Annotated in this window: 23 protein-coding genes; 9 read left to right on the top strand and 14 right to left on the bottom strand. The window is 68.0% G+C overall.

The window, feature by feature from the left end; all coding sequences use genetic code 11:
- Positions 1 to 351 precede the first annotated feature (351 nt).
- Positions 352 to 675 (top strand): flagellar hook-basal body complex protein FliE, encoded by a 324-nt coding sequence (fliE, locus tag AC3WON_RS00115; RefSeq protein WP_041688225.1) that lies wholly within the window; start codon positions 352 to 354, stop codon positions 673 to 675.
- Between the two features lie 82 nt (positions 676 to 757).
- Here the strand turns inward: fliE and AC3WON_RS00110 are convergent, their stop codons facing one another.
- From AC3WON_RS00110 to AC3WON_RS00070, 9 genes are all read right to left on the bottom strand, one after another.
- Positions 758 to 1051, bottom strand: coding sequence for an EscU/YscU/HrcU family type III secretion system export apparatus switch protein (locus tag AC3WON_RS00110; protein WP_492318315.1), 294 nt, complete (start codon positions 1049 to 1051; stop codon positions 758 to 760).
- Positions 1048 to 2355, bottom strand: coding sequence for a flagellar hook-length control protein FliK (gene fliK, locus AC3WON_RS00105; RefSeq protein WP_492350795.1), 1308 nt, complete (start codon positions 2353 to 2355; stop codon positions 1048 to 1050). The genes AC3WON_RS00110 and fliK overlap by 4 nt, the downstream gene beginning before the upstream one ends.
- 70 nt (positions 2356 to 2425) lie before the next feature.
- Entirely contained in the window at positions 2426 to 2767 is a 342-nt protein-coding gene (locus AC3WON_RS00100) for a flagellar protein FliT (RefSeq protein ID WP_492318317.1), read from the bottom strand.
- 1 nt (position 2768) lies between these two features.
- Entirely contained in the window at positions 2769 to 3194 is a 426-nt protein-coding gene (gene fliS / locus AC3WON_RS00095; RefSeq protein WP_492350794.1) for a flagellar export chaperone FliS, read from the bottom strand.
- Positions 3195 to 3251: 57 nt separating this feature from the next.
- On the bottom strand, positions 3252 to 4718 hold the full coding sequence (gene fliD, locus AC3WON_RS00090; RefSeq protein WP_492350793.1) for a flagellar filament capping protein FliD: 1467 nt from the start codon (positions 4716 to 4718) through the stop codon (positions 3252 to 3254).
- Positions 4719 to 4783: 65 nt separating this feature from the next.
- Entirely contained in the window at positions 4784 to 5149 is a 366-nt protein-coding gene (locus AC3WON_RS00085) for a flagellar protein FlaG (RefSeq protein ID WP_492350792.1), read from the bottom strand.
- A gap of 128 nt (positions 5150 to 5277) precedes the next feature.
- Positions 5278 to 6555, bottom strand: coding sequence for a FliC/FljB family flagellin (locus tag AC3WON_RS00080; protein ID WP_492350791.1), 1278 nt, complete (start codon positions 6553 to 6555; stop codon positions 5278 to 5280).
- Between the two features lie 215 nt (positions 6556 to 6770).
- Entirely contained in the window at positions 6771 to 7097 is a 327-nt protein-coding gene (locus AC3WON_RS00075) for an RNA chaperone Hfq (protein ID WP_492350790.1), read from the bottom strand.
- A 750-nt stretch (positions 7098 to 7847) separates the two neighbouring features.
- Complete coding sequence (locus AC3WON_RS00070) at positions 7848 to 8804, bottom strand: oxygenase MpaB family protein (RefSeq protein ID WP_492350789.1); 957 nt, start codon at positions 8802 to 8804, stop codon at positions 7848 to 7850.
- Positions 8805 to 8962: 158 nt separating this feature from the next.
- Here AC3WON_RS00070 and AC3WON_RS00065 point away from each other — a divergent pair, with 158 nt between their 5' ends.
- Entirely contained in the window at positions 8963 to 9301 is a 339-nt protein-coding gene (locus AC3WON_RS00065; RefSeq protein WP_492350788.1) for a hypothetical protein, read from the top strand.
- Positions 9302 to 9588: 287 nt separating this feature from the next.
- Complete coding sequence (locus tag AC3WON_RS00060) at positions 9589 to 10029, top strand: BON domain-containing protein (protein ID WP_492350787.1); 441 nt, start codon at positions 9589 to 9591, stop codon at positions 10027 to 10029.
- Between the two features lie 82 nt (positions 10030 to 10111).
- Here the strand turns inward: AC3WON_RS00060 and ku are convergent, their stop codons facing one another.
- The 4 genes from ku to ligD form a co-directional block, all read right to left on the bottom strand.
- Positions 10112 to 11131 carry a non-homologous end joining protein Ku gene (gene ku, locus AC3WON_RS00055; RefSeq protein WP_492350786.1) on the bottom strand — a complete coding sequence of 340 codons (1020 nt, stop codon included), beginning with the start codon at positions 11129 to 11131 and terminating at the stop codon, positions 10112 to 10114.
- Positions 11132 to 11345: 214 nt separating this feature from the next.
- The gene (locus AC3WON_RS00050; protein WP_492350785.1) at positions 11346 to 13355 is read right to left on the bottom strand and encodes a response regulator; all 2010 of its coding nucleotides are present in this window, start codon (positions 13353 to 13355) and stop codon (positions 11346 to 11348) included.
- Between the two features lie 299 nt (positions 13356 to 13654).
- The gene (locus AC3WON_RS00045) at positions 13655 to 14050 is read right to left on the bottom strand and encodes a hypothetical protein (protein ID WP_492318327.1); all 396 of its coding nucleotides are present in this window, start codon (positions 14048 to 14050) and stop codon (positions 13655 to 13657) included.
- Positions 14051 to 14191: 141 nt separating this feature from the next.
- The gene (gene ligD, locus AC3WON_RS00040) at positions 14192 to 16924 is read right to left on the bottom strand and encodes a DNA ligase D (protein ID WP_492350784.1); all 2733 of its coding nucleotides are present in this window, start codon (positions 16922 to 16924) and stop codon (positions 14192 to 14194) included.
- Between the two features lie 255 nt (positions 16925 to 17179).
- Here ligD and AC3WON_RS00035 point away from each other — a divergent pair, with 255 nt between their 5' ends.
- Positions 17180 to 18187, top strand: a complete 1008-nt coding sequence (locus AC3WON_RS00035; protein ID WP_492350783.1) for an SDR family oxidoreductase — start codon at positions 17180 to 17182, stop codon at positions 18185 to 18187.
- A 160-nt stretch (positions 18188 to 18347) separates the two neighbouring features.
- Entirely contained in the window at positions 18348 to 20354 is a 2007-nt protein-coding gene (locus tag AC3WON_RS00030; RefSeq protein ID WP_492350782.1) for a PAS domain-containing hybrid sensor histidine kinase/response regulator, read from the top strand.
- On the opposite strand, the gene AC3WON_RS00025 is transcribed toward AC3WON_RS00030, so the two are convergent.
- A complete protein-coding gene (locus AC3WON_RS00025; RefSeq protein ID WP_492318331.1) occupies positions 20339 to 21400 on the bottom strand; it encodes a sigma-54 interaction domain-containing protein in 1062 nt (353 codons plus the stop codon). The genes AC3WON_RS00030 and AC3WON_RS00025 overlap by 16 nt on opposite strands.
- Positions 21401 to 21756: 356 nt before the next feature.
- On the opposite strand from AC3WON_RS00025, the gene AC3WON_RS00020 reads away from it, so the two are divergent.
- The 4 genes from AC3WON_RS00020 (at position 21757) to AC3WON_RS00005 (ending at position 25241) form a co-directional block, all read left to right on the top strand.
- Complete coding sequence (locus AC3WON_RS00020; RefSeq protein WP_492318332.1) at positions 21757 to 23157, top strand: sigma-54-dependent transcriptional regulator; 1401 nt, start codon at positions 21757 to 21759, stop codon at positions 23155 to 23157.
- A 139-nt stretch (positions 23158 to 23296) separates the two neighbouring features.
- Positions 23297 to 24103, top strand: a complete 807-nt coding sequence (locus AC3WON_RS00015) for a sensor histidine kinase (protein WP_492350781.1) — start codon at positions 23297 to 23299, stop codon at positions 24101 to 24103.
- A 201-nt stretch (positions 24104 to 24304) separates the two neighbouring features.
- Positions 24305 to 24679: a hypothetical protein gene (locus AC3WON_RS00010; protein WP_492318334.1), complete on the top strand. Its 375-nt coding sequence runs from the start codon at positions 24305 to 24307 to the stop codon at positions 24677 to 24679.
- 88 nt (positions 24680 to 24767) lie between these two features.
- Entirely contained in the window at positions 24768 to 25241 is a 474-nt protein-coding gene (locus AC3WON_RS00005; protein WP_010810663.1) for a PRC-barrel domain-containing protein, read from the top strand.
- Positions 25242 to 25869: the final 628 nt, after the last annotated feature.

Here is a 25869-nt window from a genome sequence, read left to right as displayed (position 1 = left end):
GCCTTGGTCGTCGGCGCGGCTCACGGCACGGCTCACATTACGCTGCAGAGAAAACACGCGTACTCCCGAATCGATGGTTGTCTGGTGATTTCCGGAGCCAGCACAGGACGGCCGCCCGCGCTCTTCCGGCACGATGGCAATGATCGGCCAGACTTGAGCGCGACAATCCGGCGAACAGACGCGGTTTTTTGTCCGATTTCGGCCCATGGGAGGACGGAGACGGCGGGTACTCTGCGGGGGCTGAAACTGGGTGCGAACCGCCTGAGGCCCTCCTGCCGGCAGGCTGCTCTGCGATGCGAGGGGCGCGCCACAAGACGAACTCTGCCGGTGGACCGGCATACGACGAGCCAAATGACCACTATCTCTTCCATCGAGGGCATGCTGCAGCAACTGCGCGGGATGTCCCAGGTTGCCTCGGGCAACAGTGCCAGCCAGTCCGCCGCGCCGGTCGGCGGCGGCTTTGCCGGCGAGCTGCAGCGCTCGCTGGGGCGCATCAACGCCGCGCAGGAACGCGCCTACGGCCAGGCCGAGGCGTTCGAGCTGGGCAAGCCCGGCGTGGCGCTCAATGACGTGATGATCGACCTGCAGAAGGCCAATGTGTCGTTCCAGACCGGGGTGCAGGTGCGGAACCGGCTGGTGGCGGCTTACCAGGAAATGATGAATATGGCGGTGTAAGCCTACCGGCCTGCCTCTAAAGCAAAAAGCCCCTGGGCGCGCAAGCGGCCAGGGGCTCTTGTCGTCAGGGAGGCCTGCCGGGTCAGGCCTGCGCTTCAGCGCCTGCGTCCCTGCCCGCTTCAAGGTGGTAGATCCACGCCAGCAGTTCCGCCACGGCCACATAGAGCTGCGGCGGCACGTGGCTGTCCAGGTCGACCTGCATCAGCAGGTTCACCAGGGTGGGTGAATCGTGGATATAGACGCCCGCTTCGCGCGCGCGCGCGATGATGGCTTCGGCCACCACGCCATAGCCCTTGGCGACCACGCGCGGGGCCCTGTCGCTGTGCTGGTAGGACAGCGCGATCGCCGCGCCGCGGTCTTGCGCCGCTTCGCTCATCGCGCCGCTCCTTCCATCATGTTGTCCTGGGTCTGCACGCTCAGGCGCTGCAGCACGATGCCCTGCGCCTCCAGCTGGTTGCGCAGCAGCGGCCGTGCCGCGATCAAACGCGCCGCGACATCGGTCTCGGGCGTTGCCACGCGGGCGTCGAGCCCTGCCGGCCCCAGTGTCAGCACCGCTTCGACGATGCCGAGGCTCGGCAATTGCAGCCGCAGGCGGCTGGACCATTGGCGGGTGCTGTCGTCATGGGTTTGCGCCGCGCCATCCGCATCGGGGCGCAGCAGCTCCCACGCCATCGGCACGCCGGGCCAGGCTTCGCCGGCAAAGCGGAACTGCTGCGTGGCAAGCAACTCCAGCTGCTGGCGGACCACGCCTTCGGTTGCCGGATGGATGGCCGGGCCGGCTGCCGCGGCCTGCCGGCCGGCGTCCGCCGAGGCGGTGTCCGGCAGGCCAGCACGCGCCGCGTGGGGGATGAGGCTGTCCGGCGCGCCAGCCTCCGCGGTGGTCTGGTAGGCCTGCGTGGCCAGCGCCGCGGCGGACTGGCGTTGGGCCCCCGGTCCGGCAGCGGCTTCGCGGCTGTAGGCCGCCGTGGTGGCGGCGCCTTGCCGCAGCGCCTGTTCCGCCGCCGCATGGCTATGGGCCACGCGCGGATTGCCGGCCGAGGCCAGCGCTTCAGCCAGCACCTGCGAGGCCGGAATCAGCGGCGGCGCCGAGGGCCGCGCCGGCTCTGCCGCTACGGCACCGCCGGCATAGGTCAGCAGCGAAGACGGCGGCGGTGTTGCCGCGGCTTGCGCAGTGCCACCTGGAGCAGCCGCTCGGGCCGGCACCGGCACTTGCGCCTGCGGCTCCTGGCGGATGCCGGGCAACGCGCGCGCGCCGGCAACCCACTGCGCCAGGTGCGATTCGTAGAACAGGCCGCTCTGCCCGACCGTGTTGGCAAGGGCCGCCGCGGCGGCCTGCGCGGACGCTGGCGTGGGCGCGGCGGCCAGCAGCGGGCCGGCGCTGCGCACCGGCTGGGCCTCGGTACCGTCCATCACCGCCAGGATGGCGCGCGCCGCCGCGCTCAGCGATTCCTGCGTCGAAGTGCCCGGCAGCAAGGTAGCCTGGCCTGCCAAGGCGTTGGGACCGGTGGCCTGCTGGCTGTGGCGGATCGCCTGGCCGGTGGAGTTCTGGACATTCGACTCGGTGGCCTCGGGCACGGGCTGCAGCGCCGCCAGCTTGTCGATGGCAAGCGCGGTGCGCAGCGGTTGCGGGTCCGGGGCCTGACCGGGTGTCAGGCCTGGAGGCAGATGGATGCCGGTCATACGGGCCGTGTGAATGCAGACGGCGGGCTTTCCGGCCCGCCGCGGTGAGTAGCGCAGCGGTCAGGCTGCGTCAGGCGGTGGCGCCGTAGGCGGCGGACAGTTCGATCTGGCGGCGCGAGCTGGTCAGCATGTCGCCTAGCTTCTTCAGCTGCGGCATGGCCAGGTCGCGGATGCGGGCATCGTAAGTGAGGATGCGGTCCAGCAACTGGTAGCGGCGCATGCGCTCCGCATCGGAGAACGGTGCCTCGTGGTCCATCTGGCGCAGGCGGTCCACCAGGGCCAGGTAGCCCTGCTGCAGCGCGGTGACGGTGTCCCAGTCAGCTGCCTGGGCGGCTTCGTGCATGCGTGCGGACAGCGCGAGGATTTCCTCGTAGCAGTCCACGATCGGGGAAAACTCGGGAAGGGAAGCCATGTCAGTTGTCCTGCAAGGCGGGTTGCTGATTTGCGGCCGCGGCCGTGTCGTCGATCTGCGCCCAGGCCGAAGCCAGGCTTTCGAGCAGCGTGTCGACCTCGGCCAGCAGGGCCGCGTCGCTGCGCAGGTTGGCCAGCATCAGCCGGCGCACCATGTACTCGTACAGGGATTCGAGGTTGGCGGAGATCTCGCCGCCAGCCTCATGGTCGAGCACGGCGCGCAGGCCGTTGTCGATGATGTCGATGGCTTTGGAGATGGCGTTGCCGCGTTCGGCAATGTTGCCGCCTTCCAGGTGGAACTTCGCCCGCGCTATGGCTGCGCGTGCGCCGTCGTAGAGCATGGCGATCAGCTTGTGCGGGCTGGCGCTCATGGCACCGGTCTGGACGCCGACCTGGGCGTAGGCATTGATGGCGTGACGTGCGTACATGAATGGACCTCGCTATGGGAAAGGCACTGCGCCCGGTCACGGGCGCCCTGCGGCAGCTTACTTCTTGCCCGCGTTGTTGAGCGCGTTGAACTGCTGTGTCAGGTAGCTGCTGGTCTGGTTCATCTGCGATACCACCAGGTCCAGTTGCGTGAACTGCTTGCGGTAGCGCTCCATTGTGTCGGTGATGCGGTCCTGCTGCTTGGCGTAGTCGGCGGCGATGTCCTTCAGCGTCTTGTTGATGCCGTCCTGTGCCGACTTCAGCGCGCCGTCGGTGGCGCTGAAGCTCTTGATCGTGTCGGAGATCTGGCGGCCATAGCCACCGGTCTTGCCGTCGCCGCCAAACAGCTGCGTCACGCCGGGAAGGTTCTCGTTCAGCGCCTTCGTCAGCTTGCTGTCGTCCACGGAGATGGTGCCGTCCTTCTGGAACGACACGCCGATCTGAGAGAGGCTGTTGAGCGTTGCGCCTCCGGTTTGCGGCGTGTTCAGGACACCGCGCAGACGGATCTGGATGTTGCGCAGCACAGCGTCCCCGGTCAGCGCGGAGCTGGTGCCCTCGCTGGCATCAAATGCCGTCAGCTTGGCAGCTGTGGACTGCAGATTGTTGTAGGCCGTGGCGAACGCAGTGACCGCCGCCTTCATGGAATCCGTGTCACGGGTGACCGAGACGGTGCTGGTGCCTGTCTTGTTCAGCGTCAGCGTGACACCCTGCACGGCGTCGGTGACGGCGTTCTTGGCGCTGGTGACGGCGATGCCGTTGACCGTCAGGTTGGCATTGGTGCCGCGTACCGTTTCTCGCACCCCGTTGGCCGTGGTGCCCGATGCGTTCATGGCTGCGGGGTCGAAGCCGATCAGGTTCTGGAGATCGCCGTCGCTGCTGGAGATCTTCATGCTGTTGGACTCGCCGGTGTTGCTGGAGGTCATTACCAGACGGTAGGGCGTGCCGCTGCCATCGTTCACGATGCTGGCGGTGACGCCGATGTTCGCCTTGTTGATGGCGTCGCGGATGCCTTGCAGCGAGTTGTTGCTGCTGTCGATGGTGACGGTCTTGGTCGATCCCGCGGTGGGCGTGAAGCCGGGCGTGCCATAGCTGCCGGTCGCGCTGTCGTAGCCGGTCACCTGGCCGAACTCGAACGACAACGTGGCGGGCAGCGTGCCGGTGACAACTGCGCCGGTCTGGCTCGCCTGGCCGCCGCTGACCAATGACTGCGCCTGGGCCAGGCTCGTCACATTGACCGAATAGCTGCCGGCCACGGCCGATGTGCTCGTTGCGACGCCAAGCACTTCGGTATTGCTGGTCGTGGCCTTGACTGAGCTGAACGTCGCGGCTTCGGACAGTTTGGCGGCGGATGCCTGAAAGGCGGACAGGACGCTTTGCAGCGTGCCATAGGCGGACAACTTGGCCTGGTAGGCGGTCTGCTGGTTCTTCAGCATCGTCAGCGGCGCGCTTTCCGCGGTGGTCAGCTTGTCGAGCAGACCTTGCAGATCCAGGCCGGAAGCGCTGCCCAGGGAGGAGATGGATGCCATGGCTGTACCTCGTTTCTTATTAACGTCTTCAGGGAGATCGGAGAGACCTTCTTGTCTTCCTGGCTTCAGGCTGACTGGTGGACCAGCAGGCCTTGGAGCTTGTTCATGGCGCGCGCGATCCGCATGACCTCTTCGGACGGCAACTGGCGGATCAGCTCGCCGGTGTCGCGGTCGATCACCTTGGTGATGACCTTGTGCGTGGTCTCGTCGATCTCGAACTGCAGGCCGATGGTGGTGGTGCGTAACGCATCGCTCAGTTCGCGGACCGCTGCCGACATGTCTTCCGGCAGGGTTTCCACGCTGTTGGCCGGGAAGCCGCCAGCCGCGCTCGCAGTACCAGCGGCGTTGCGGACTGGTGCCTGCGGCGCCGTGCCCGCGAAGGTGCGAGGCTGAGCAGAGGAGACTGCGGAAGCAGCGGAGGGTATGGCCATGGTCGGGTCTCGTCAGTCGTCGTAGTCGACACGGGGAAGTGCTAAGCAAGTGGTGGTCCGCTTGCTTAGCACTCCGGCAAAAAGCCGGGCCGAAGTGGCCCGGCTTTCTGCGGAGGGTTGCGGCGCGATTAACGCAGCAGCGACAGCACGCCTTGCGTGGTCTGGTTGGCTTGCGCCAGCACCGAGGTACCAGCCTGTTGCAGGATGTTGCCGCGGGTCATGTTCGACACTTCCGTGGCGTAGTCTGCGTCTTGGATGCGCGAGCGCGAGGACGACAGGTTGGTGATGGTCGTGCCCAGGTTCGAGATCACCGAGTCAAAACGGTTCTGCACGGCACCCAGCGAGCTGCGCAGGTCGTCCACGATCTTCAGGGCGGAGTCCAGCAGAGCCTTCGGGTTGTTCGAAGCCGTGCCCTTGTACTCGGTGGTAGTGCCCAGAACGATGGCGATACCGTCGGTGCCTGCGCCGTCAACGTCCGTCAGCGTGGCGGTGGTGTTGGTCAGGCTGTTCGTCTCGAAGTTGTGGCCTTGGATGGTGATGTAGCCAACGGCGGCACCGTTGGCATCGGCTGCCACCTTGATGTTGTACGCGGCGGCGGCAGCCTGCAGCGAGCCGTCCTGGTACGTGATCGTGTTGGCCGTCTTGGTCAGCGTTACGGCGCCAGTTGCGTCGGCAACGTTCACGGCGTACATGTCATCGCCGGACTTGGCGACGTATTGGGCGGTAGCGTTACCGTTCGAATCCAATACACGGTGCAGGCTCGTCGAGCCAGCCGCGACGCCGAGGCCGGTTTCCACGGCACTCATGTTGACGTTTTGCAATGCGCCGGACGCACCCACTTCCGTCACGGCGTCGCCGACCTTCGGCTGCGAACGTGCCACCGAGAAGCCAGACAGGCCCAGGGTCTTCGAGCTGATTTCCTTCAGGTTGATGGTGATCGTTTCGCCGTCATTGGCGCCCACTTGCACGGTCAGCGGCTTGGCGTTGCCGGACAGCACCTTCACACCGTTGAAGTCGGTCTGGGCCGAAGTGCGGTCGATTTCGTCCAGGCGCTGCTTGATTTCGTCCTGGATCGACTTCAGGTCGGAAGCCGAGTTCGAGCCCGTGGCGGCCTGCACGCTCAGTTCACGGATGCGTTGCAGGTTGTTGTTAACTTCGGTCAGCGCGCCTTCCGTCGTTTGCGCCAGCGAGATGCCATCGTTGGCATTACGCTGGGCTTGCGTCAGGCCGCGGATGTTGGAGGTGAAGCGGTTGGCGATGGCCTGGCCGGCAGCATCGTCCTTGGCGCTGTTGATGCGCAGGCCCGACGACAGGCGCTGGATCGCCGTGTTCAGCGACGATTGCGACGTATTCAGGTTGTTCTGAGTCATCAGAGACAACGAATTGGTGTTAATGACTTGCGCCATGGTACGACTCCTATATGCAAAGTTTTGGGCATTCCGGCTAGTGCCGTAACGTTGGCGGCCTGCTTTGCAGGGCGTAGAGTGCCTCCGTTGCTTGGGTTATCGACCGGGCAAGGCAAAGGTTTAGAGTGATCTCCGCGATAGTTTCGCGGGGTGCCGGCAGGGCGGGCTGAGGCCCCGCGCGGCAGGGCAGGAAGGCGCGTGGGGCGGGCGTTGGCCTAGCGGCGCTTGCTGGTGCGAGGGATGTAGATCGGCAGGAAGTCCGGCTCTGGAGCCAAATCCGGCGCCACCGCCGGCGCGTCCGGCGCATTGGCCAGCGTGACCAGGCAGATCGCCCGCTTGTAGACCACCGTGGGCCGGATGTCGTCCGGCTGCCGGCCAAGCAGCACCACGTAGTCGTCTGACGCCAGGACGAGGCCCTGCAGCCGGGCGCCGGTGGACAGGTGGACGATCACCGGGGCCTGGCTGGTGCTGTATGCCGCAAATTGTTGGTGTTGCAGTTGTTTCCGGCTGCGTGACTTGGGCCGGGTTTCCTTCTTCTTCACAACGACTCCGGAAGAGCCCGCTAGGGTTCTGGCGGCTGATAACAGTCCGTTGGCCGGCGGCTTGAGGTGCAGCGTGGCCAGGGCGGCAAGAGAAACATCCGCTCTCGGTAACGGCGCTGATGCCGGCGGTTGGCGCTGCCAGAAGAGAAGGGGAGTACTTCAGCGCCGAGAGTAGCAAAGTTTTTTCAAGCGTTGACGAACCGCACGCCGTTCCTGGAATAGAGGCTTTGCTCTATAAAAGTTGTTGCTCTCGAAGCTGCGATATTGTAACAGATTGTGCGCTGCCGCATACTGCGGTTAGAGCGTTGGGCCGGCAGGCGCCGGTCTGGGCCGGCCCGCGAGGAAATTGCCAGCCCATGCGAAAAATGCCCTGATGTAGCGTCAGGGCTAAAACCGCCAAAAGTGCGCAAACAATCTCATATCGTCATGAGGGAATCCCCTGATAGAAACAGGATTTACACCTCATGTAAGCGCGTTTATATTCTTGGCAAGAGCCTTTCAGCTCGAGCAGTCCTGGAAAGCCTACGAGCACCCCGCGCGTAGGCTTCTTTTTTTGCCTGCGTCGTTTGAATCGCGCTCTGTGGCGCTGTGGCTGGTGCGGCTGGTAAATCCGACCGGCCGTTCGGAATGCCCAAGGCGATTAAACGCCACTTTCGCGCCGTGCAATCCTCCGAAATGCGAGGGTTTTTGCCACTAATTCTCATTTCCCTTCAAGAAGTGTCCGCTGAACGCCGATAGTCGGCGCGGCCCTCAGCCGACCGTCGTGGCGGTGCCGCGGGCCACGCGCCGCCGTGCGCGCGCTGCCAGGCCGGCGCCCAGCACCCAGCGCAGCGCCGGTGCCAGCACATGCATGCCCGCGAGTGCTGCCGGGCGCCGTATCGAAGGGCCGTCCAGATCGAGCTGTTGCCGTGCCCACGGCGGCAGCAGTGCGATGCCCGCGTCGGCCATGATCCGCACCGCCGGCTGCAGCAGCGGGTTGGCCACCGGCATCTTCCGCACCAGCCGCACTACTTCGCTGGTGCGTTCGCTGGCCAGCAGCGCAGGCCGCATGGCCTCCAGGTAGGCCGTGACTTCGGCGCGCGAGCGCGGCACGTCGGCCGCGCCCAGCATCTGGGCGATGCGCGCAACCTCGTCGTAGTAGCGATCCTGCTCGGTGCCGCTCAGTGGTCCGACATAGCGCAGATAGCCAGCCAGGAAGCTCGAGACCTCGGCCACGTGCACCCACGTCAGCAACGCCGGGTCGGAGGCGGCATAGTGCCGCCCGTCCGGGGCCACGCCGACCACGCCGGCATGGATGCGCCGTACGCGCCCGATCAGCGCCATGGCATCGGCACGGCTGCCGTAGGTGGTGCCGGCGATGAACTGCGCGGTGCGCCCCAGGCGCCCCTGCATGTCGGTGCGAAAGCTGGAGTGGTCCCAGACCCCGGCCAGCGCCAGCGGATGCAGCGTCTGCAGCAGCAGCGCACTGACGCCGCTCGCGAGCATTGCCGGAAAGTCGGCATGCACGCGCCAGCAGACCGCGTCGGGCCCGAACAGGCCGGGATCGCCCGGCGGGTTGTCGTAGTCGAGGGTCAGGCCGGAATTGCTGCGGGTCAGCGCGCGCACGTGCGCGCCGGCGCGCTCGCGCAGCCTGGTGGAGAGATGGTTCAGCGGGCCGCGTCGTGGCTGCGCAGAGCGGCCGGCGGCGGGGTCGGTAAAGCTGGACAAGGCCGGTGCCTGAATCGGAAAGTCAGGGCCAGCATACACGGGATGCGGGGCGATGTGCGCGGGGTCATGCCGCTGCGCTTGCCGCAAAAAGGGCCGGAGCCCCCTTGCGGGAGTCCCGGCCTGTCAATCTCCGGCGTATGCCCCTGCGGCCGCACCGCATGTTGCTGCCGCACATACCCGGAAAGCTGCCTGTTGTCGTGGCTGGTGCGGCTTACTTACGGCTGGCGTTGTCCGCCTTGCTGGCCACCCTGTTGCCCGCCCTGGCCGCCTTGCTGGCCGCTGCGTTGGCCGCTTTGCTGGCCCGGTTGCGAGCTGCCGCGATCTTGCTGCTGTTGTTGGTCCTGCTTGCGGTCCTGGTTACCCATCTGACCGCCGCCTTGTTGTTGTCCCGGCTGCTGCTGGCTGCCGCGCTGGCCAGATTGTTCCTGCTGCTTCTGTTCCTGCGGCTTCTGGCCCGACTGCGATTGACCCGGCTGTTGCTGCTGTCCCATTGCTAGCTCCTTGACGCGGCGAACTGCCGCATTCCCTGTTTCGCAATCGCCATGCCAAGCATGGAAGGACCCGGGTGCCGCCAGCAATGGCCTGTAGCGGGGAATGCAGCACATCACGCGGCGGGCGCTTTTACAACGGGCGGCCCGATTTACACACCCTGGATACGGTCGCGGACGCCTGGTGCGGCCTGGCTGGCAGGTATGGAGCTTGCTGAAATATGCCTTACCAGTGGTTCCGCGTGCCAGGCAAGGCCGGCAACGGATGCGCTGGTGACCCGAAACAGGAGGCAGCCATGCGTTTTTCCCGAATCCCCGCGCGCGCCGTGCGGATGGCCTGTGTTGCTGCAGCGCTGGCGGTGGCCGGCAACACCCTGGCGCTCGACAAGAGCGGCCTGATCCTGGTTGCGGCCGACGATACCCCTGTGGCACCCGTCAATTCCGCGCCGGGCATGCCCGGCCGTGCCGACCCTGACCGGGGCGCCGCCCCGGACGTGAGCGCCGACAAGGCCAAGCGGGCCGTCGAGGACGGTGCCATCACCACCAGGATCAAGACCAAGCTGCTCACGACCAAGGACCTCAAGTCCACCGGCATCCGTGTGAAAACCAGGCAGGGCACGGTCGACGTGAGCGGCACGGTGCCGAGCCAGCAGCAGCACGACGTGGCGCTCGACGCGATCCGCAGCGTCGAGGGCGTGACGTCGGTCAATGACAACCTGAAGGTGTCATCGCGGTAAGCGGGTTTGTCCGATGCTGAGGGTAAGCTCCCCTCTCCCGCGCGCGGGAGAGGGAGAACGCAATCGGAATTTGGCCGCCTGCCTAAGCCGCGTGCTTCCTGCGCGTAGTGCTTGAACTCTTGCGCGCGGCCGGCGCGTGCGACTCGCGCTTGGCCGGTGCACGCTTGGTCTTGGCGGCGGTGCTGGCGCGCTTGGCAGGCGGGGTCGCAGCCCGCTTGGCAGCCGGCTGCTTCCTGGCGGCGGCATGCCGCGCAGGGGCCTTGCGGCGCGCGGGCGTGGCGTCTTCCTTGTCTTCCTTGCCGCGCTGGCCCAGGCTCTGGCGCAGCAGCGCCACCATGTCGATGACCTTGGCGCCCTGGCGCGGCGCTTCTTCCTCTTCCGCAGGCGGGGTCAGCTGGTGGGTCTTGCCGGAGTCGATCTTTTCTTCGATGCGCGCCATCAGGTCGTCACGATAGCTGTCGCGGTACTGTTCCGGCTCCCAGTCTTCGCTCATGTCCTCGACCAGCTTGGTGGCCATCTCGATCTCGCGCGCATGCGCGCCGGTAGGTTTGCCGGTGGCCGCCTTGGGCAGGCGCAGTTCGGAGATGGGCAGCACCTCGTCGGCAAAGCGCATGGTGTTGAGCACCAGCGCGTCGCCGTGCACCAGCATCGCGGCCAGGTGCTGGCGGGCGCGCAGCACCACCAGCGCCAGCGCGGCACGCCCGGTGCGGCGCATGGTTTCGTGCAGCAGCGCGTAGCCGCGCTCGCCGCGCTTGTCGGGCTCGAGGTAATAGGGCGTGTCGAAGTAGTACGGCGGGATGCTCTGCGCGTCGACAAAGCTGACGATATCCACTGTCTGCGTGGCCTCGACATTAGCCTGGCGGAAGTCTTCCTCGTTCAGCAGCACGTATTCGTCCTTGGCGTACTGGTAGCCCTTGACGATATGCTCCTTGTCGACCGGCTTGCCGGTGCTCTTGTTGATGCGCTGGTAGCCCACCGGCGCCATGTCGCGCACGTCGAGCAGGTCAAGGTCCAGCGTCTGGCTGCGCGACGCGGGCCGCAATACCACCGGGATATTGACCAGGCCAAAGGTTATGGCGCCTTTCCAGATGATGCGTGACACGTGAGGGCTCCTTTGCCAGCCGCACGGGCACGTTGCGGCGGCGGGGGCGGCAGATCGCCCGGAGGCGGGTCTGCCACCGGTTCGGGCGGGCCCGGCGGAGGTTCCGGCGGCGGGGTTTCAGGCTTGCGCGGCGGGATGTCGGGATCGGGCGTGGTATGCACGGAGCTTCCTTGTTCAAGGGTGGATGGGAGCGGCGGCTGGCATCGGCATCGCGCTAGGGATGGTCCGCGCTGAGTGCGTCCAGCAGCCGTGTCAGCGCGTCCAGGTCGGCCGGCTTGACCAGGTGCTGGTCGAAGCCGGCTTCCAGCGCGCGGCGGCGGTCCTCGGGCTGGCCGAAGCCGGTCAGCGCCACCAGCGTGGCGCCGCGCATCTCGGGCAGCGCGCGCAGGCGGCGCGCGGTCTCGAAGCCGTCCATGGCGGGCATGCCCAGGTCCAGCAGCACCACCTCAGGCCGGGCATCGGTGGCGCGCGCCAGCGCGCTGGGGCCGTCGGCGGCGGTCACCACCGTATGGCCGAGCGTCTGCAGCGTCATCATCATGGCCTCGAGCGCGTCAGGGTTGTCGTCCACCACCATGATTCGGCGGGGTATGCCCCGGTGCGGCGCGGCGCGGCCGGAGCCTGGGTGCCACTTCTGCCACGGCTCCACCGGCAGCGTCACCGTGAAGGTGCTGCCCTGTCCGGGGCCGGGGCTGTCGGCGCGAATGGTGCCGCCATGCAGGCGCACCAGCTTTTGCACCAGCGTCAGGCCGATGCCGGGACCGTCCTGCTGGAACGCGCTGCGCGGCGGTTCTGGCTGGGTGCCGTCGTCGCGCGGGGCCAGCGGGTCGAACAGCTGCCGCTGCAGTGCCTCGGACAGGCCGGCGCCGTTGTCGCGCACGCGCACGGTGACGCGGGCGCCGGACGCGGCATCGGGCGCGGTGTCCGCCGCGCCGTCCTCAAGACTGGCATCGACGAAGATCTGGCCGCCGGCGGGCGTGTAGGCCGCGGCGTTCTGCAGCAGGTTGCTGAAGATCTGCGTCAGGCGCACCAGGTCTCCACGTACCGGCAGGGGCTGCTCGGGCAGCGACAGGCGCAGCGTATGGCCGCAGGCGTCCATCGTGGGGCGCACGGCTTCCACCGCGGTATTGAGCGCGGTGCGCAGTTCCACCAGGTCCTCGCGCAGCGTGATGCGGCCCTGGTTGAAGCGCGAGATGTCGAGCAGCTCGTCCACCAGCCGGGTCAGGTGGTGCAGCTGCCGGCCGATGATGTCGCGCGCGCGGAACATGTCCTCGCGCGAGGGCGAGAGCTGCTGCAACAGGTCCGCGGCGCTGCGCAGCGGCGCCAGCGGATTGCGCAGTTCGTGCGCCAGCATGGCCAGGAACTGGTCCTTGCGCCGTTCCTCGTCGTGCAGCGCGCGGCCGGCACGGTTTTGCAGCGTCACGTCCTGGCAGGTGCCGGCAATGCGCAACGGCGGCGTGCGGTCGTCGGCCGGCGGGCCTTCCGCGCCGCGTACCGGGAACGCGCGCGCGCGGATATCGCGCAGCTCGCCGTCCGGGCGCGCAAGGCGGAACTCGAGGTCCAGCCTGCCATCGCTCAGCATGCTGGCGAACGCCGCTTCCACGCGCGCACGGTCGGCCGACGCCACGCGCTCCAGGCAGCGGCGCGGCTCTTGCGTCAGCTGCTCGGGCGCATGGCCGCACAACGTGGCGAGCGAGGGGCTGGCGAACAGCAAGCGGGGCTCGGCCGGGTCGAGGATCCAGACCACGTCGGCCAGCGATTCAGCCAGCTGGCGGAACATGTCTTCATGCTCATGCAGTGCCCGCGAGGTGCGGTGATAGGCGTCCTCTGCCCCGCGCAGCCGCAGCAGCGCCTGGATGCTCGACAACACCTCTTCCGGCTCGGCAGGCTCGACCAGGTAGCCGTCGGCGCCGCAGTTCAGCGCCTCTACGCGCTGGCGCGATTGCGCCAGCCCTGGCGAGGTCAGCAGCACCAGCGTGTGCGCGGTCTGTGGATCGGCCTTGAGCAGCCGGCAAACTTCCAGCCCGCTGATATCGGGCAGGCGTGAGGCCAGCAGGACCAGCACCGGCGCATGCTGTCGCACCAGCGACAGCGCCGAATGGCCGGTGGCGGCCTCGATCACGGAATACTCGCCGCGATGGAGGATGCGGCTCTTGACGTAGCGCGGCCCCTCGCGGTCATCGACATTCAGGATCAGCGGGGCCGGGTTGGCGGCATGCGGCGTCATGGCATCACGCTGACAGGCGCTTGCGCGCCCGCGCGGAGGTCTGCTCAGGGCCCGGGATGGTCCGCGGCGGCGCCGTGTAAAACCGCGCCGGCCGCGCCGCACCGCTTGCAAGCTTTGCCGCGCCGGCGCGGCTGCCGGTTGTAGTTATTACATGCGCACAGAAGTCGTCCATCGCCATTCCCCCTTATGCATCAGCACGCCTGCGGTCTTTGCCAGGCTGTTGCGCTGGCAGAGTGGCAAGAGGCGTGCCGGGCAGGCGTCGCCCGGCACGCAGCGCGGCAACCGCGTGGCGTCGCGCTTCAGCGGCGGGCCGCCTCGCCGCCATGCGCTTCGGCGCTGGGGGAGGTGCCGCCGTGCGGTCCGGCCGAGCCGGCCGCTTCGGCAGCTTTCTGCGGGATCTTGCCGGGCTCGGTAGTACCGCCGCCGGTGGCGCCCTTGCCAAAGCGCGCAGCGATCCGGTCCTGGACCCGGCTTAATGCCTCGGCCTGCTGTTTGGCCGCTTCGGCTTCCTTGGTCTTTTTGGCTTCGGCGGCCTGCTGCTGCTCGGGCGTCGGTGCCGGCAGGCGTGCCTGCACCGGGCTGGCGGCGAAGGACAGCATCGCGCAGGAAACCAGCAGGTGGCGCAAGGCGCGCCGGTTGCGTGGCGCGGCAGCGGCGGCTCGAATCTTCGCGGCGATCCTGAGTTGGCTCATCATCACGTCTCCATGTCGTTGCTGCACTGGCAGCAGTGCAACGAGGCACACGCGGCGGGTGTGCCGGGCCGTGTGCCATGACCGGGATGCGGCAAGAAATGTGCCGCTTGGCTTCTGCTGCGGATTTCCGGCGGGAACGGGAGGCTATCGGGCGCGTGCCAGTCGCGCCGCGGCGCGCGTGATCGCCTGCCGGGTTTCGGCGTAGTCCGCCCATGGGTCGTCGGCCGCAACGGCGTCGAGCCTCGGGCCGGCATTGGCCACGGTCCACTGCGCGGCGCCTTGCAGGCTATCGAGTTCCTCCCACCACACCGGCATCGATACCCCCAGCCCCGGGCGTGCCCGCGCCGAGAATGCCGCCACCGTGGTGGCGCCTATGCCATTGCGCAGGTAATCGATGAAAATCTTGCCAACGCGGTTGCTTGGACCGCTCTTGGCCACGAAGCGCTGCGGCACGGTGGCGGCGACATGGCGCACCGCGTCATGCGCGAACGCCTTCACCTCGTCCCAGCCGGCACGCGGCGTGATCGGCACCACCACGTGCAGCCCCTTGCCGCCGCTGGTCTTCAGGAAGCTGGCGAGGCCGAGTTCATCGAGCAGCGCCTTCATCAGCGCGGCGGCTTCCTGCATTTGTGCCCAGGGCACGCCTTCGCCCGGGTCCAGGTCGAAGATGATGCGGTTGGGGCGGTCGATGCTGCGCTTGCTGGCGTTCCAGGTGTGGAACTCCACCACGTTGAGCTGTGCCGCGGCCACCAGGGCTTCGGCTGACGCGATTTCCAGCAGCGCGGGATGCCCCGGCCACAGGCCCGGATCGAGCACGTTGAGGCCGTCGACCCGCAGCGTGTCGCTATGCCGCTGGAAGAACTGCTCGCCGCCCACGCCCGACGGCGCGCGCACCATCGCGATCGGTCGCCCGCGCAGGTGCGGCAGGATCAGCGGCGCGGCGCGTTCGTAGTAGCGCACCAGGTCGCCCTTGGTCAGGCCGGATGCCGTGTCGATGACGCGCTCGGCATGGCTGATCGCGACCTTGCCGCCGGCGGCGGTGGTGCGCTTTGCCGCGGCCTTCGGCCGTGTGCCGGCATGCTTTGCCGTGGTTGCCGCGGGCTTGCCTTTGGCCGCCGGCGTTGCCGGCCGCTCCACCGACACCGCGCGCGCGGGCTTGTCGGTGCGCAGGCCGTGGAAGACGGAATGGCGCACGCGGCCCTCGCGGGTCCAGCTGCCGAACGAGACCTCGGCCACCAGCTTTGGCCGCACCCAGTGCCCTTTCACGCCTGCCGGCACGCTCTCAAAGGGCGCGGAATCGGCGCGCAACGCGTCCAGTTGCGTGCGCAGCGCGCCCAGCGTGCGTGTGTCGAAGCCGGTGCCGACATTGCCCGCGTAGCGCAGCCGCCCGCCGCTGTCGTGCACGCCAAGCAGCAGCGAGCCGATGCCGGCGCGGCTGCCTTTCGGGTCGGTGAAGCCCGCCACCACGAACTCCTGGCGCAAGGTGCATTTCAGCTTGATCCAGGTACTGGTGCGCGCGCTGACATAGGCGGCGTCGGCGCGCTTGCCGATCACGCCTTCAAGCTTCATGCGGCAGGCTGCCTCAAGCATGTCGGCAGGGCCGGCCTCGAAGTCCTCGCTGAACTGCAGGCGCGGCGAGGTGTTGTGCGCGAAGATCCGGCGCAGCAGGGCGCGCCGCTCCACCAGCGGCACCTTGCGCAGGTCATGGCCGGCAAAGTAGGGCAGGTCGAACACGAAATACTGGATGCCCTCGACGCGCGCGGTATCGAAGGCATTCTGCAGCGCCTGGAAGTCGGTTGCGCCATGCTTGCCGAGCACCACGATCTCGCCATCGAGCCAGCCGTCGGGCAGGCCGAGTGTGCCGACGTCGCGCGCCAGCACACGCAGCTTGCTGGTCCAGTCGTTGCCCTGGCGCGTGAACAGGCGCACATCCTTGCCGTCGATGCGGGCCAGCAGCCGGTAGCCGTCGAACTTGATCTCGTAGCGCCACGCCTGCGCGTCGGACGGAGGCTGCTCCACCAGCGTGGCCAGCTGCGGCGCCAGCGCCAGCGGCAAGGCCGCGCGCGGCGCGCCGCGCGGCGGCTTCAGGGACTTCGCCGTGCCGTGTGCATCTGGTGCGGCTTCGTCAGGCGGCTGCGCGGACTTGGCGCGCTTTGCCGCGGGTTTGCGCTGCGTGCCGCCCAGCACGCTGTCCGGCAAGGCCTCGACCACATCGAACTCCGATGCCGGCACGGCGGTCTCGTCGCGCTCTTTGATCAGCAGCCAGGCGTCCTGCTCCTTCTGCCGGCTGCCGTGCATGCGCACCAGGGTCCAGTGACCGTGCAGCTTTTCACCGCGCAGCTCGAACTTCAGCTTGCCGGCGCGGTAGCCGGCCTCGGCATCGCCCACCGGCAACCAGGTGCCGCGGTCCCAGACGATGACCGTGCCGGCGCCATAGTGGCCGGCGGGGATCACGCCCTCGAAGCCGGCATAGTCCAGCGGGTGATCCTCGACATGGATGGCCATGCGCTTGTCGGCCGGGTCCAGGCTCGGGCCCTTGGGCACGGCCCAGCTTTTCAGGGCGCCGCCGAGTTCGAGGCGAAAGTCGTAGTGCAGCCGACGCGCCGCATGCTTCTGGATCACGAAGGACAGCTCGCCGGCGCGCTTGCGCGGTTTGCCGCGGGTGCGCGCGGCGCCGCTGGGCTCAGGCGTGGCGCCGAAGTCGCGCATGCGGCGGTATTTATCGAGCGCGGCGGGAGCGGCCTTGGCGGCTGGCGCGCCGCGTGCCGCCGGGGGGGCCGTGCTGGCGCGCTTGCCGCTGGGCTTGCCGGCGCCTTTTGCCGCGGCGCGGCGTTTGCCTGGATCCTTTGGCGCTGTCGGTCGCGTGGTCTTGGCCATGGCTGTCGCCGGTTAGGTGGGATGTATCCAGCTTAGGCAGCACATGCCGCCGCTGAAATCGGCGCCCGTCCTACAGCGCCCGGCGGCAGCCCCATGCGCGCGCCGCGCCATGTGGTTCTTACCGGGTGTTGTAAATCTGCGGCAGCCCGCCTGCCGCGGCGCCGCCAGCCAGGGCCGCCCCGGACAGGAACGCTCCTTGCGACTCCCCAGCGGCATGCCCGGCACCGTGCCGGGCCTCCCCGAGGAGAAGCGGCGATGAAACCAACCCTGAAGAACATTGGCTCGCAGGTCATCGTCCTGACCGGTGCCAGCAGCGGCGTGGGCCTGGTGACGGCGCGCAAGGCGGCGCAGCAGGGCGCGCGGCTGGTGCTGGTGGCGCGCAGCGAGGGCTCGCTGCACCAGCTGGCCGAAGAGCTGCGCGAGCATGGCAATGAAGTCATCACCGTGGTGGCCGATGTCGGCAAGCATGAAGAGGTTGGCAAGGTGGCGCAGGCTGCGATCGAGCGCTTCGGTGGCTTCGATACCTGGATCAACAACGCCGGCGTGACTATCTTCGGCCGCCATTGCGACGTGCCGCTGGAAGACCAGCGGCGGCTGTTCGATACCAACTACTGGGGCACCGTGCATGGCTCGCTGGCGGCGGCCGCGCACCTGCGCGAGCACGGCGGCGCCATCATCAACATGGGCAGCGAGGCGGCGGACGGCCCGCTGCCGCTGCAAAGCGCCTACGCGGCCTCGCAGCACGCGATCAAGGGTTTTACCGATTCGCTGCGGCTGGAACTGGAGCAGGAGCAGGCGCCGGTCAGCGTGACGCTGATCAAGCCTGCCGGACTGGAAACGCCGCTGGCGATGCACGCCAAGAACTTCCTCGATGTCGAACCGCGCATGCCGCCGCCGCTGTATGACCCGGCGCTGGCGGCCGACGCGATCCTGTTTGCCGCCGCGAACCCGCGCCGCGAGCTTTTCGTTGGTGCGGCCGCCAAGGCGTTCTCGGCCGCAGCGTACCACGCGCCGCACACCTTCGACCGCTTCATGCGCCGCTTCATGGGCCGCGCGCAACAGACGGCCCACCCCGCGGGCCCGCTCGAGGACAACGCGCTGTATGGCAGCGGCAGCGGCCTGCAGGAACGCAGCGGCAGCCACCACGCGCTGCACTCCTGTCCCTACACCACCACGGCGCGGCACCCGATGCTGGCCACTGCGCTGGTGGTGGGCGCCTCCGCCGCGGTTGCCGCGGTGTACCAGTTGCGGCACAGGCGCTAGTGTCCGGTGCCGCGCACATGGGTGGCGCATGCGCCGAGAACACCTATCATTGACTCGAATGCCCGCATTTGCGGGCATTCGGCCCTCCGCAGCGCGGCGGCGCCAGGCCGCGCGCGCACGGGGCCTGCTGTCTTCACCCCATCACACAGAAGGTGTGCACATGTCCGAGCCGCATGCGGCAAAAGGCGTCCGTACGTCACCCGTCGGCGATCCGGACGGCACCCTGGCGGACGATGCCGGCCTCCTGCTGGCGGCACAGTACCGGCGCCTGCTCGACGCGGTGGAAGACTGCGCCGTGTTCGAGACCGATGCGCACGGGTGCATTGCGATGTGGCCGGATGCCGCGCGGCGCGTGTTCGGCTACAGCGCCGAGGAAATCACCGGTTGTCACCTTTCCTGCCTGCATCGTCCTGACGATGTCGCTGCCGGCCTGCCGCAGCAATGGCTGCAGGCGGCCGCACTCGGAGGCAGCGCGCGCGACCAGGGCTGGCGTGTGCGGCGCGACGGCAGCCTGCTGCAGGCGTCCTGCCTCATGCGGGCCATTGGTGCTGCCGACGGGCCGGACGTGGCGGCCAGGCATGGCGATGCCTCGTCCGTGGAGTCCGCGGCAGGCCAGGCCGCCGGCTTTATCGTGTCGTGCCGCGACATTACCGTGCAGCAGGCCGCATCCGAGCATGCCCGGCTGGCCGATACCCGGATGCGGCTGCTGGCCGAAAACCTGCCCGGCACCGCGGTGTGCGAACTTGATCTGGACGGCACCATCCGCAGCTGGAACGTCGGCGCGCAGGCGCTGGCCGGATATGTCGAGGCCGAAGCCGTCGGCCAGCCGCTGGCACTGCTCTATTCCCGCCAGGATGCCGCCGCGGGGCGCGACCGCGCGGCGCTGGAAGCCGCGCGCGCCTGCGGCCAGTGGGCCGGCGAAGAGCGCGTGGCACGCAAGGACGGCTCGGTGGTGCGTTGCCATACGCGCATGGTGCTGGTGCGCGACGCCGCCGGCTGCCCGACCAGCCTGCTGTGGACCGTGCGCGACCCGAGCGATGCGCTGCGGCTGGAAATGCTGGAAGCCGGCAGCCGCCGGCTGCAATCGTTCCTGGCCATCCTGGCGCATGAACTGCGCAATCCGCTGGCGGCGGTGCGCAACGCGGTCGAAGTGATCGAGCTGACCCCGGATGCCGACACGCGCGTGCGCCGCTGCGCCGGGATCATCGACCGCCAGCTGCACCAGCTGGAGCGGCTGGTGAACGACCTGCTCGACGTAGGCCGCGTGACCGCCGGCAAGCTGAAGATGGAGCTGACGCCCACCTCGTACAACGACGTGGTAACCACCAGCATCGAGGCAATCCGCCCGGTGCTGGAAGCCGCCGGCCAGCGGCTCGTGTTGGCGCTCCCGGCAAGCTCGCCCTATGTGCGCGCCGACGCCGCGCGGCTGGGGCAGGTGCTGCTGAACCTGCTCAGCAATGCGGTCAAGTACACCCCGCGCGGCGGTACCGTCAGCGTGCATGTGAGCGTGGAGTCAGCGCGCGTGATCACCGCCGTGTCGGATACTGGCCGGGGTCTCGCGCCGGCGGCGCTGGACCGCATCTTCAACCTGTTCGCGCAGGAGGCCGACGCCGGCAGCCGCAGCGGCCTGGGCATCGGGCTGGCACTGGCCAAGGCCGTGGTGGAAGCGCACGGCGGCGCGATCCAGGCCGACAGCGGTGGCGCGGGCACGGGCAGCACCTTCACCGTGATCCTGCCGCGCGTCAGCGCGCGCCGGCGCGAGGCCGGCACGCCGCCGCCGGGGCCGGTGCCGCGGCGCCGCGTGCTGGTGGTGGATGACAATGCCGATTCGGCCGACAGCATGGCCGAGCTGCTGGGCCTGCTCGGCCATGAGGCGCGCGCGGCCCATGGCGGCCAGCAGGCACTGGACCTGGTTGCCGAATTCCGCCCGGATTGCGTGCTGCTCGACCTGGAAATGCCCGACATGTCGGGCTTTGAAGTCCTGCCGGCATTGCGCCAGGCGTGCGCCCCGCACGCGGTGCAGTTCCTGGCGCTGACCGGGCGCTGCACTGCCGAAGACCAGCGGCGCAGCGAACTGGCCGGCTTCCATGCCTACCTGACCAAGCCGCTGGCGATCGAGGCCCTGTCGCGCGCGCTGGCTGCGCCGCGGCCTTACAAGGAGCGGTAGGCGTCCAGCCGGTTGTACAGCGTCTTCAGGCTGATGCCGAGCGCGCGCGCGGCCTGGCGCTTGTCGCCGTCAAAGCGCGCCAGCGTGGCCATGATGATTTCGCGCTGGGTGTCGGCCAGCGTGGTGCCGACGCGCACGCTGACCACGCCGTCCACCGTGGTGGGCCGCGGCGGCTGCGTGGCCAGGTTGGGGTTGCCGATCTCCACGACCTTGTCGGCCAGGATAAAGGCGCGGTAGACGGCGTTCTTCAGCTCGCGCACATTGCCCGGCCAGTCATAGCGCACCAGCCGCTCCAGCGAGGCGGCCGAGAAGGCCTTGTCGGTGCGCTCCATGGCGTTGTACTCGGCCAGGAAGTGGCGTGCCAGCGGCACGATATCGTCGGGCCGCTCGCGCAGCGGCGGGATATGCAGCGGGAATACGGCCAGCCGGTACAGCAGGTCTTCGCGCAACTGGCCGGCACGTGCTGCCTCGACCGGGTCGCGGTTGGTGGCTGCCAGGATGCGCACGTCGGTGGCGATGGGCGTGTCGCCGCCGACGCGGTGGAAGGTGCGGCCTTCCAGCACCCGCAACAACTTGATCTGCATATCGAGCGGCATTTCAGTGACTTCGTCGAGAAACAGCGTGCCCCCATGGGCCTGCTCGAAGTAGCCTGCCTTCTGCTCGATCGCGCCGGTAAAGCCGCCTTTCTCGTGTCCGAACAGTTCTGACTCGATCAACGTGGGCTGGATTGCGCCGCAGTTGACCGCAATGAAGGGACCCTTGCGGCGCGCGCTGCGCTCATGCACCGCGCGCGCCACCACTTCCTTGCCGGAGCCGCTTTCGCCTACCGCAAGCATGGTGACATCGGTGGGCGCCACGCGCTCGATCTGGGCCAGCAGGCGTTGCATGGCGGGCGACGCGCTTTCCCACAGCAGCGAGACCTGCGAGGGTATGGCACGGCGCGGCGCTGGCTCGCGCGCCGGCTCGGATGTGCTGGCGGCGTGGCTGGCGGGCTGGCCAGAGAGAGCGGCGTTGGTGCGCCGCGATGTGCTGGCGGTCACGGGCACAATGAAGGCCTCGGTCGGGGGCGGGCTTGTCGTGAGAAGTTCCTATGCTAGCCTTTGGCGCAGGGGCTTGCCATAGGTGTCTGAGCCCGCGCGGAAACATCCGACAGCTGTGTCAGACGGACACCGGCAACGACCGTGCCTGCCCGCGCTTAGACTGGCATTACGCAGTGGACTTGTGCAACCGACTGACAATGTCGCAGTCGAAACCCGTGCCGCCCCTGTGCCTGTCGCGCCACGCCTTGCATGGAGCGTGGCGGCAGGCGTGCCCGAGCCCGGCAGCATGACCGCCGTGGCCCGCGAACGGAGGCGCCAGCGGATTTCGCCCAAGTTTCCAATAGGTCTCACTGACGGATCGTATGCCCCACATCCTGATTGTCGATGACGACGAAAACGCATGTGCCGCGCTAGCCGAGATCGTGGCCATGGAAGGCTTCAGCTCCGCCACGGCGGGCACCCTGCGCGAGGCACGGCTGCAGATCGGCTGGCGCATGCCGGAGGCGATTGTGGCGGACCTGCGCCTGCCGGACGGCAACGGCATGGAGCTGTTCGACGAGGTTGGCGCCTCGGGCGTCGAAGTGATCCTCACGACCGGCTATGCCAGCGTGGAAAGCGCGGTCGAAGCGCTGCGCGCCGGTGCCACCGATTACCTGGTCAAGCCCATCAACGTGGCGCGGCTGCAGACCGTGCTCAGGCGCCTGGCCACCACCGGCGAGTTGCGCGCCGAGATCCATTCGCTGCGCGGTGAGTTGCGCCGCTACGGTCGTTTCGGCCGGCTGATGGGCAGTTCCGAAGTGATGCAGGTGGTCTACGACCAGCTTGCGCGCGTGGCCCCGACTGAAGCCACGGTACTGCTGATCGGCGAAAGCGGCACCGGCAAGGAACTGGCCGCGCAGACCGTGCACGAGCTCTCGTCGCGGCGGCGCCAGCCGTTCCTGGCGGTCAACTGCGGCGCGATCTCGCCCACGCTGATCGAAAGCGAGATGTTCGGCCACGAGCGCGGCAGCTTTACCGGCGCGGACCGCCAGCACAAGGGCTATTTCGAGCGCGCCGACGGCGGCACCCTGTTCCTGGACGAGATCACCGAGATGCCCGCCGAGCTGCAGGTCAAGCTGCTGCGCGTGCTGGAGACCGGCACCTTCATGCGCGTGGGCACCAACCGCGAATGCCATGCCGATGTGCGCGTGCTGGCCGCCACCAACCGCAACCCTGAAGATGCGGTGGCCGACGGCAAGCTGCGCGCGGACCTGTTCCACCGGCTGAACGTGTTCCCGGTAGAACTGCCGCCGCTGCGCGCGCGCGGCGACGACGTGATCCAGATCGCCAACCTGATGCTGGACCAGCTCAATGCCGAGCAGGGCACCCGGCGCCGCTTCGCGCCCAATGTGCTGGACAGCCTGCGCCTGCACGCCTGGCCCGGCAATGTGCGCGAGCTGCGCAACTTCGTGCAGCGCGCCTTCATCATGTCCGACGACGACCTCATCACCGAAGTGCAGGTGCCGCTGCAGGTCGCGGCCACGCAGGCGCCGGGCGCGGCGGTGGTGTCGGTGCCGGTGGGCATGTCCCTGGCCGATGCCGACCGGCAGCTGATCTTCGCCACGCTGGAGCAATGCGCGGGGGTGAAGAAGCACGCGGCCGAGATCCTCGGCATCAGCCTGAAGACTTTGTACAACCGGCTGGAAGATTATGCCGCCCGCGGCGAATTGCCCGAGTGGCTACGCGCCTCGCGCAACGACACCGGTTCGTCGGCTACCGGCTGACGGCGTGAGGCAGCGCCTGCGTTTGCGGGGATCGGCCCGTGCCAGTGGGCCGCAGCGCCCTGTGCAGCACGTTTCTTGCTTCCTCCAACGCATCCAACCCGGCCAATCCGGCCGGGGACGTGCCAATGCCGAGCCGCACATGACGCAGCAACCCCCGCAATCCGCGATGCCGGACGCTCCGCTTTCTTCGCCGGCCGGCGCCGTGCGCAGCGTGCAAGAGGTGAGCGCGCTGATCGAGCAATCGGCGCATGACCTGCGTTCGTCGCTGAACGCCATCCAGAGCTGGGCCTACGTGCTGGACCGTGCTTTCGATGCCACGCCGGCGCCCGCGCAGCGCGCGCTGGACGGGATTCGCTCCGGCATGCAGCAGCAGCTGGCGCTGATCGAGGAGATGGAAGAGGCCGTGCGGCTGCTGGCCGACGAGAGCGCACCGCGCTGGCAGCGCCTGGACCTGCTGGCGCTCACGGCCCAGGCCATTGCCGACCGGCGTACCACTGCCGAAGCCCGTGGCGTGCTGCTGTCGCCGGTCGCCACCGACGGTGCCGGCGACTCGTCCGAATCGGCCTATCTGATCGATGGCGACGCCGAGCGGCTGGCCCCGCTGCTGCGGCACCTGCTGGTGCATTGCATCTGGCGCGCGCCGGCCGGCGGCACGGTCGCCGTGCAGGTGTTGAGCGAGCCGGATCACGTAAAGCTGCGCATCACCGAGAGCCCGCCGCTGGACCAGCAGCGCAGCGCCAGCCGGCTGGCCGCGCTGACCGATTTCTTCGGGCGCCGGGCGGCGCCGGACGGCGCGACCCCGGCCCGGCAGAGCAGCGCGCTGCTGCTGACGCGCCGCATGGTCGAAATGCACGGGGCGGCGCTGAGCGCGGAAAGCGATGGCTGCGATAACGACCGGATCAGGGTCTGCATCGCCGTCAGGTTCCCGCGCCACATGAGCGCCTGACGCGGCGCCGCGCATCCATGTAGTTTTTACCGGCCTGTCGCGTGCGCTACGCGTAGCGCTTGCCGGCCGGCCGTGGTTGCACTTGCCATACCTGCGGCGTCACGACAGCGCCCGCACCGCTCCCCCGCCACGCTCCTGTCTTTTCCCGTTTCTGGCCCGCGCCTTGCATGGATGAATGACCCAACCAAGGAGGGTACAACCATGCCCAAAGCCAGCCGCAAATCCGACAAGGCCGCGCAGGTTGCTCACAAGCCGTCCGGCGCGAAATCCGACAAGTCCCGGGCTGCCCGCATGAGCGGGCCATCCGCGGGCAAGGCCCGTGCAGGCAGCAAGGCCGCCGCAGGCGACAAGCAACGGGGCAAGGAAGCCAAGACCTACCAGGCCGCCGTGGACGACTCGCTGGAGATGACGTTCCCGGCCAGCGACCCGATCTCGCCGAGCGCAGCCATGCACGCCGAGAAGAAGACGCAGACCGCGCGCGACGATGTCGACTGGAAGCTCAAACGGGGCAGTGAAGAGCAGCCCGTGGGCGCCAAGCCGGCAGGCCAGCGCAAGGGGTCGGCCAGCAAGCGCTGAAGCGCATTTCCGCAACCCTGAGTCCAGGTGCCGCGGCGGGGCCCTACCCAGGGCCCTCGCGCCGCGGCCCCGCCAAACGGAGATAGCCATGACCCGAGTCCAACCTGAACCCCCTGAAGAACGGCCGCCGCACGGCGCATCCATCGTCGGCGGCATCGACCGCGATTCCCCGGGCCCTGGCCCATTCGTGATGGCAGCCGACACGCTCGAGGGCAACAAGGTGGTTGACCCCGCCGGCGACGATATCGGCACCATCGACCACATCATGATCGACGTGCTGGGCGGGCGCGTGGCCTACGCAGTGCTGGCCATGGGCGGCTTCCTTGGCATTGGTGAAAAACTCTTCGCCTTGCCGTGGTCGGCGCTGACGCTCGATACGCGGCGCAAGTGTTTTGTGCTTGGTGTTGAAAGGGATCGGCTCAAGGCCGCGCCGGGGTTTGACAAGGACCACTGGCCCAGCATGGCGGATTCGCAGTGGGCTACCAGCATTCACCAGTATTACGGGATTTCGCCTTATTGGGAGGCGGATCGGTATGATCCTTGGGATGAGAGGAGGAGGTGATGGGGAGTTTTGGGTGATGGCACTTAGCCTTGACGCATACGGTTGCTTGTCGTTCTTGGCGGGCGTGGCTGTTTCGCCGGCGTAGCCGGCGAGTCACTTTTTGTCCGAGCGACAAAAAGTAACCAAAAAACGCGTCGCCTGTGCGGCTGGCAATCCATTTCACGGTGTTGGTCGTAAGGGCGGCGGTGCTTGCCGTTTGGATGTGGTCGCGGTTCGACCCCTGCTAACGCCATGTGAGTGTGGGACAGTGCCTGCGATAACCGGCTTTTGAACGATCCCCAAGTCGGGCGGTGGCCCGTGCTCTCCAGCGATCTCGCATCAACGCCTTCGGCTGCGCTTCGCGCAAGCGCCCAATGACCGTCAGCGCATTTTGAGCCTGCGCAGCAGCCGTAGGCGTCCCCGCGATATGGCTGGCAGCAGGTGGCCTACGCCCTGCATGGGGATCGTTCAATAGTGGGTTAACGGAGGCACTGTCCCACACTCACATGGCGTAGCAGGGTCGAACGGGCACCCACGCCAAACGGCAAGCACCACCGTCCGAACCACCAACGCCGTGGAATGGATTGCCAGCCGCACAGGCGACGCGTTTTTTGGTTACTTTTTGTCGCTCGGACAAAAAGTGACTCGC

The sequence above is a fragment of the Cupriavidus sp. FW305-46 genome (genome assembly GCF_058787075.1).
Note: the sequence above shows the minus strand (reverse complement) of the source record. Positions and strands in the feature narration are given on the sequence as shown.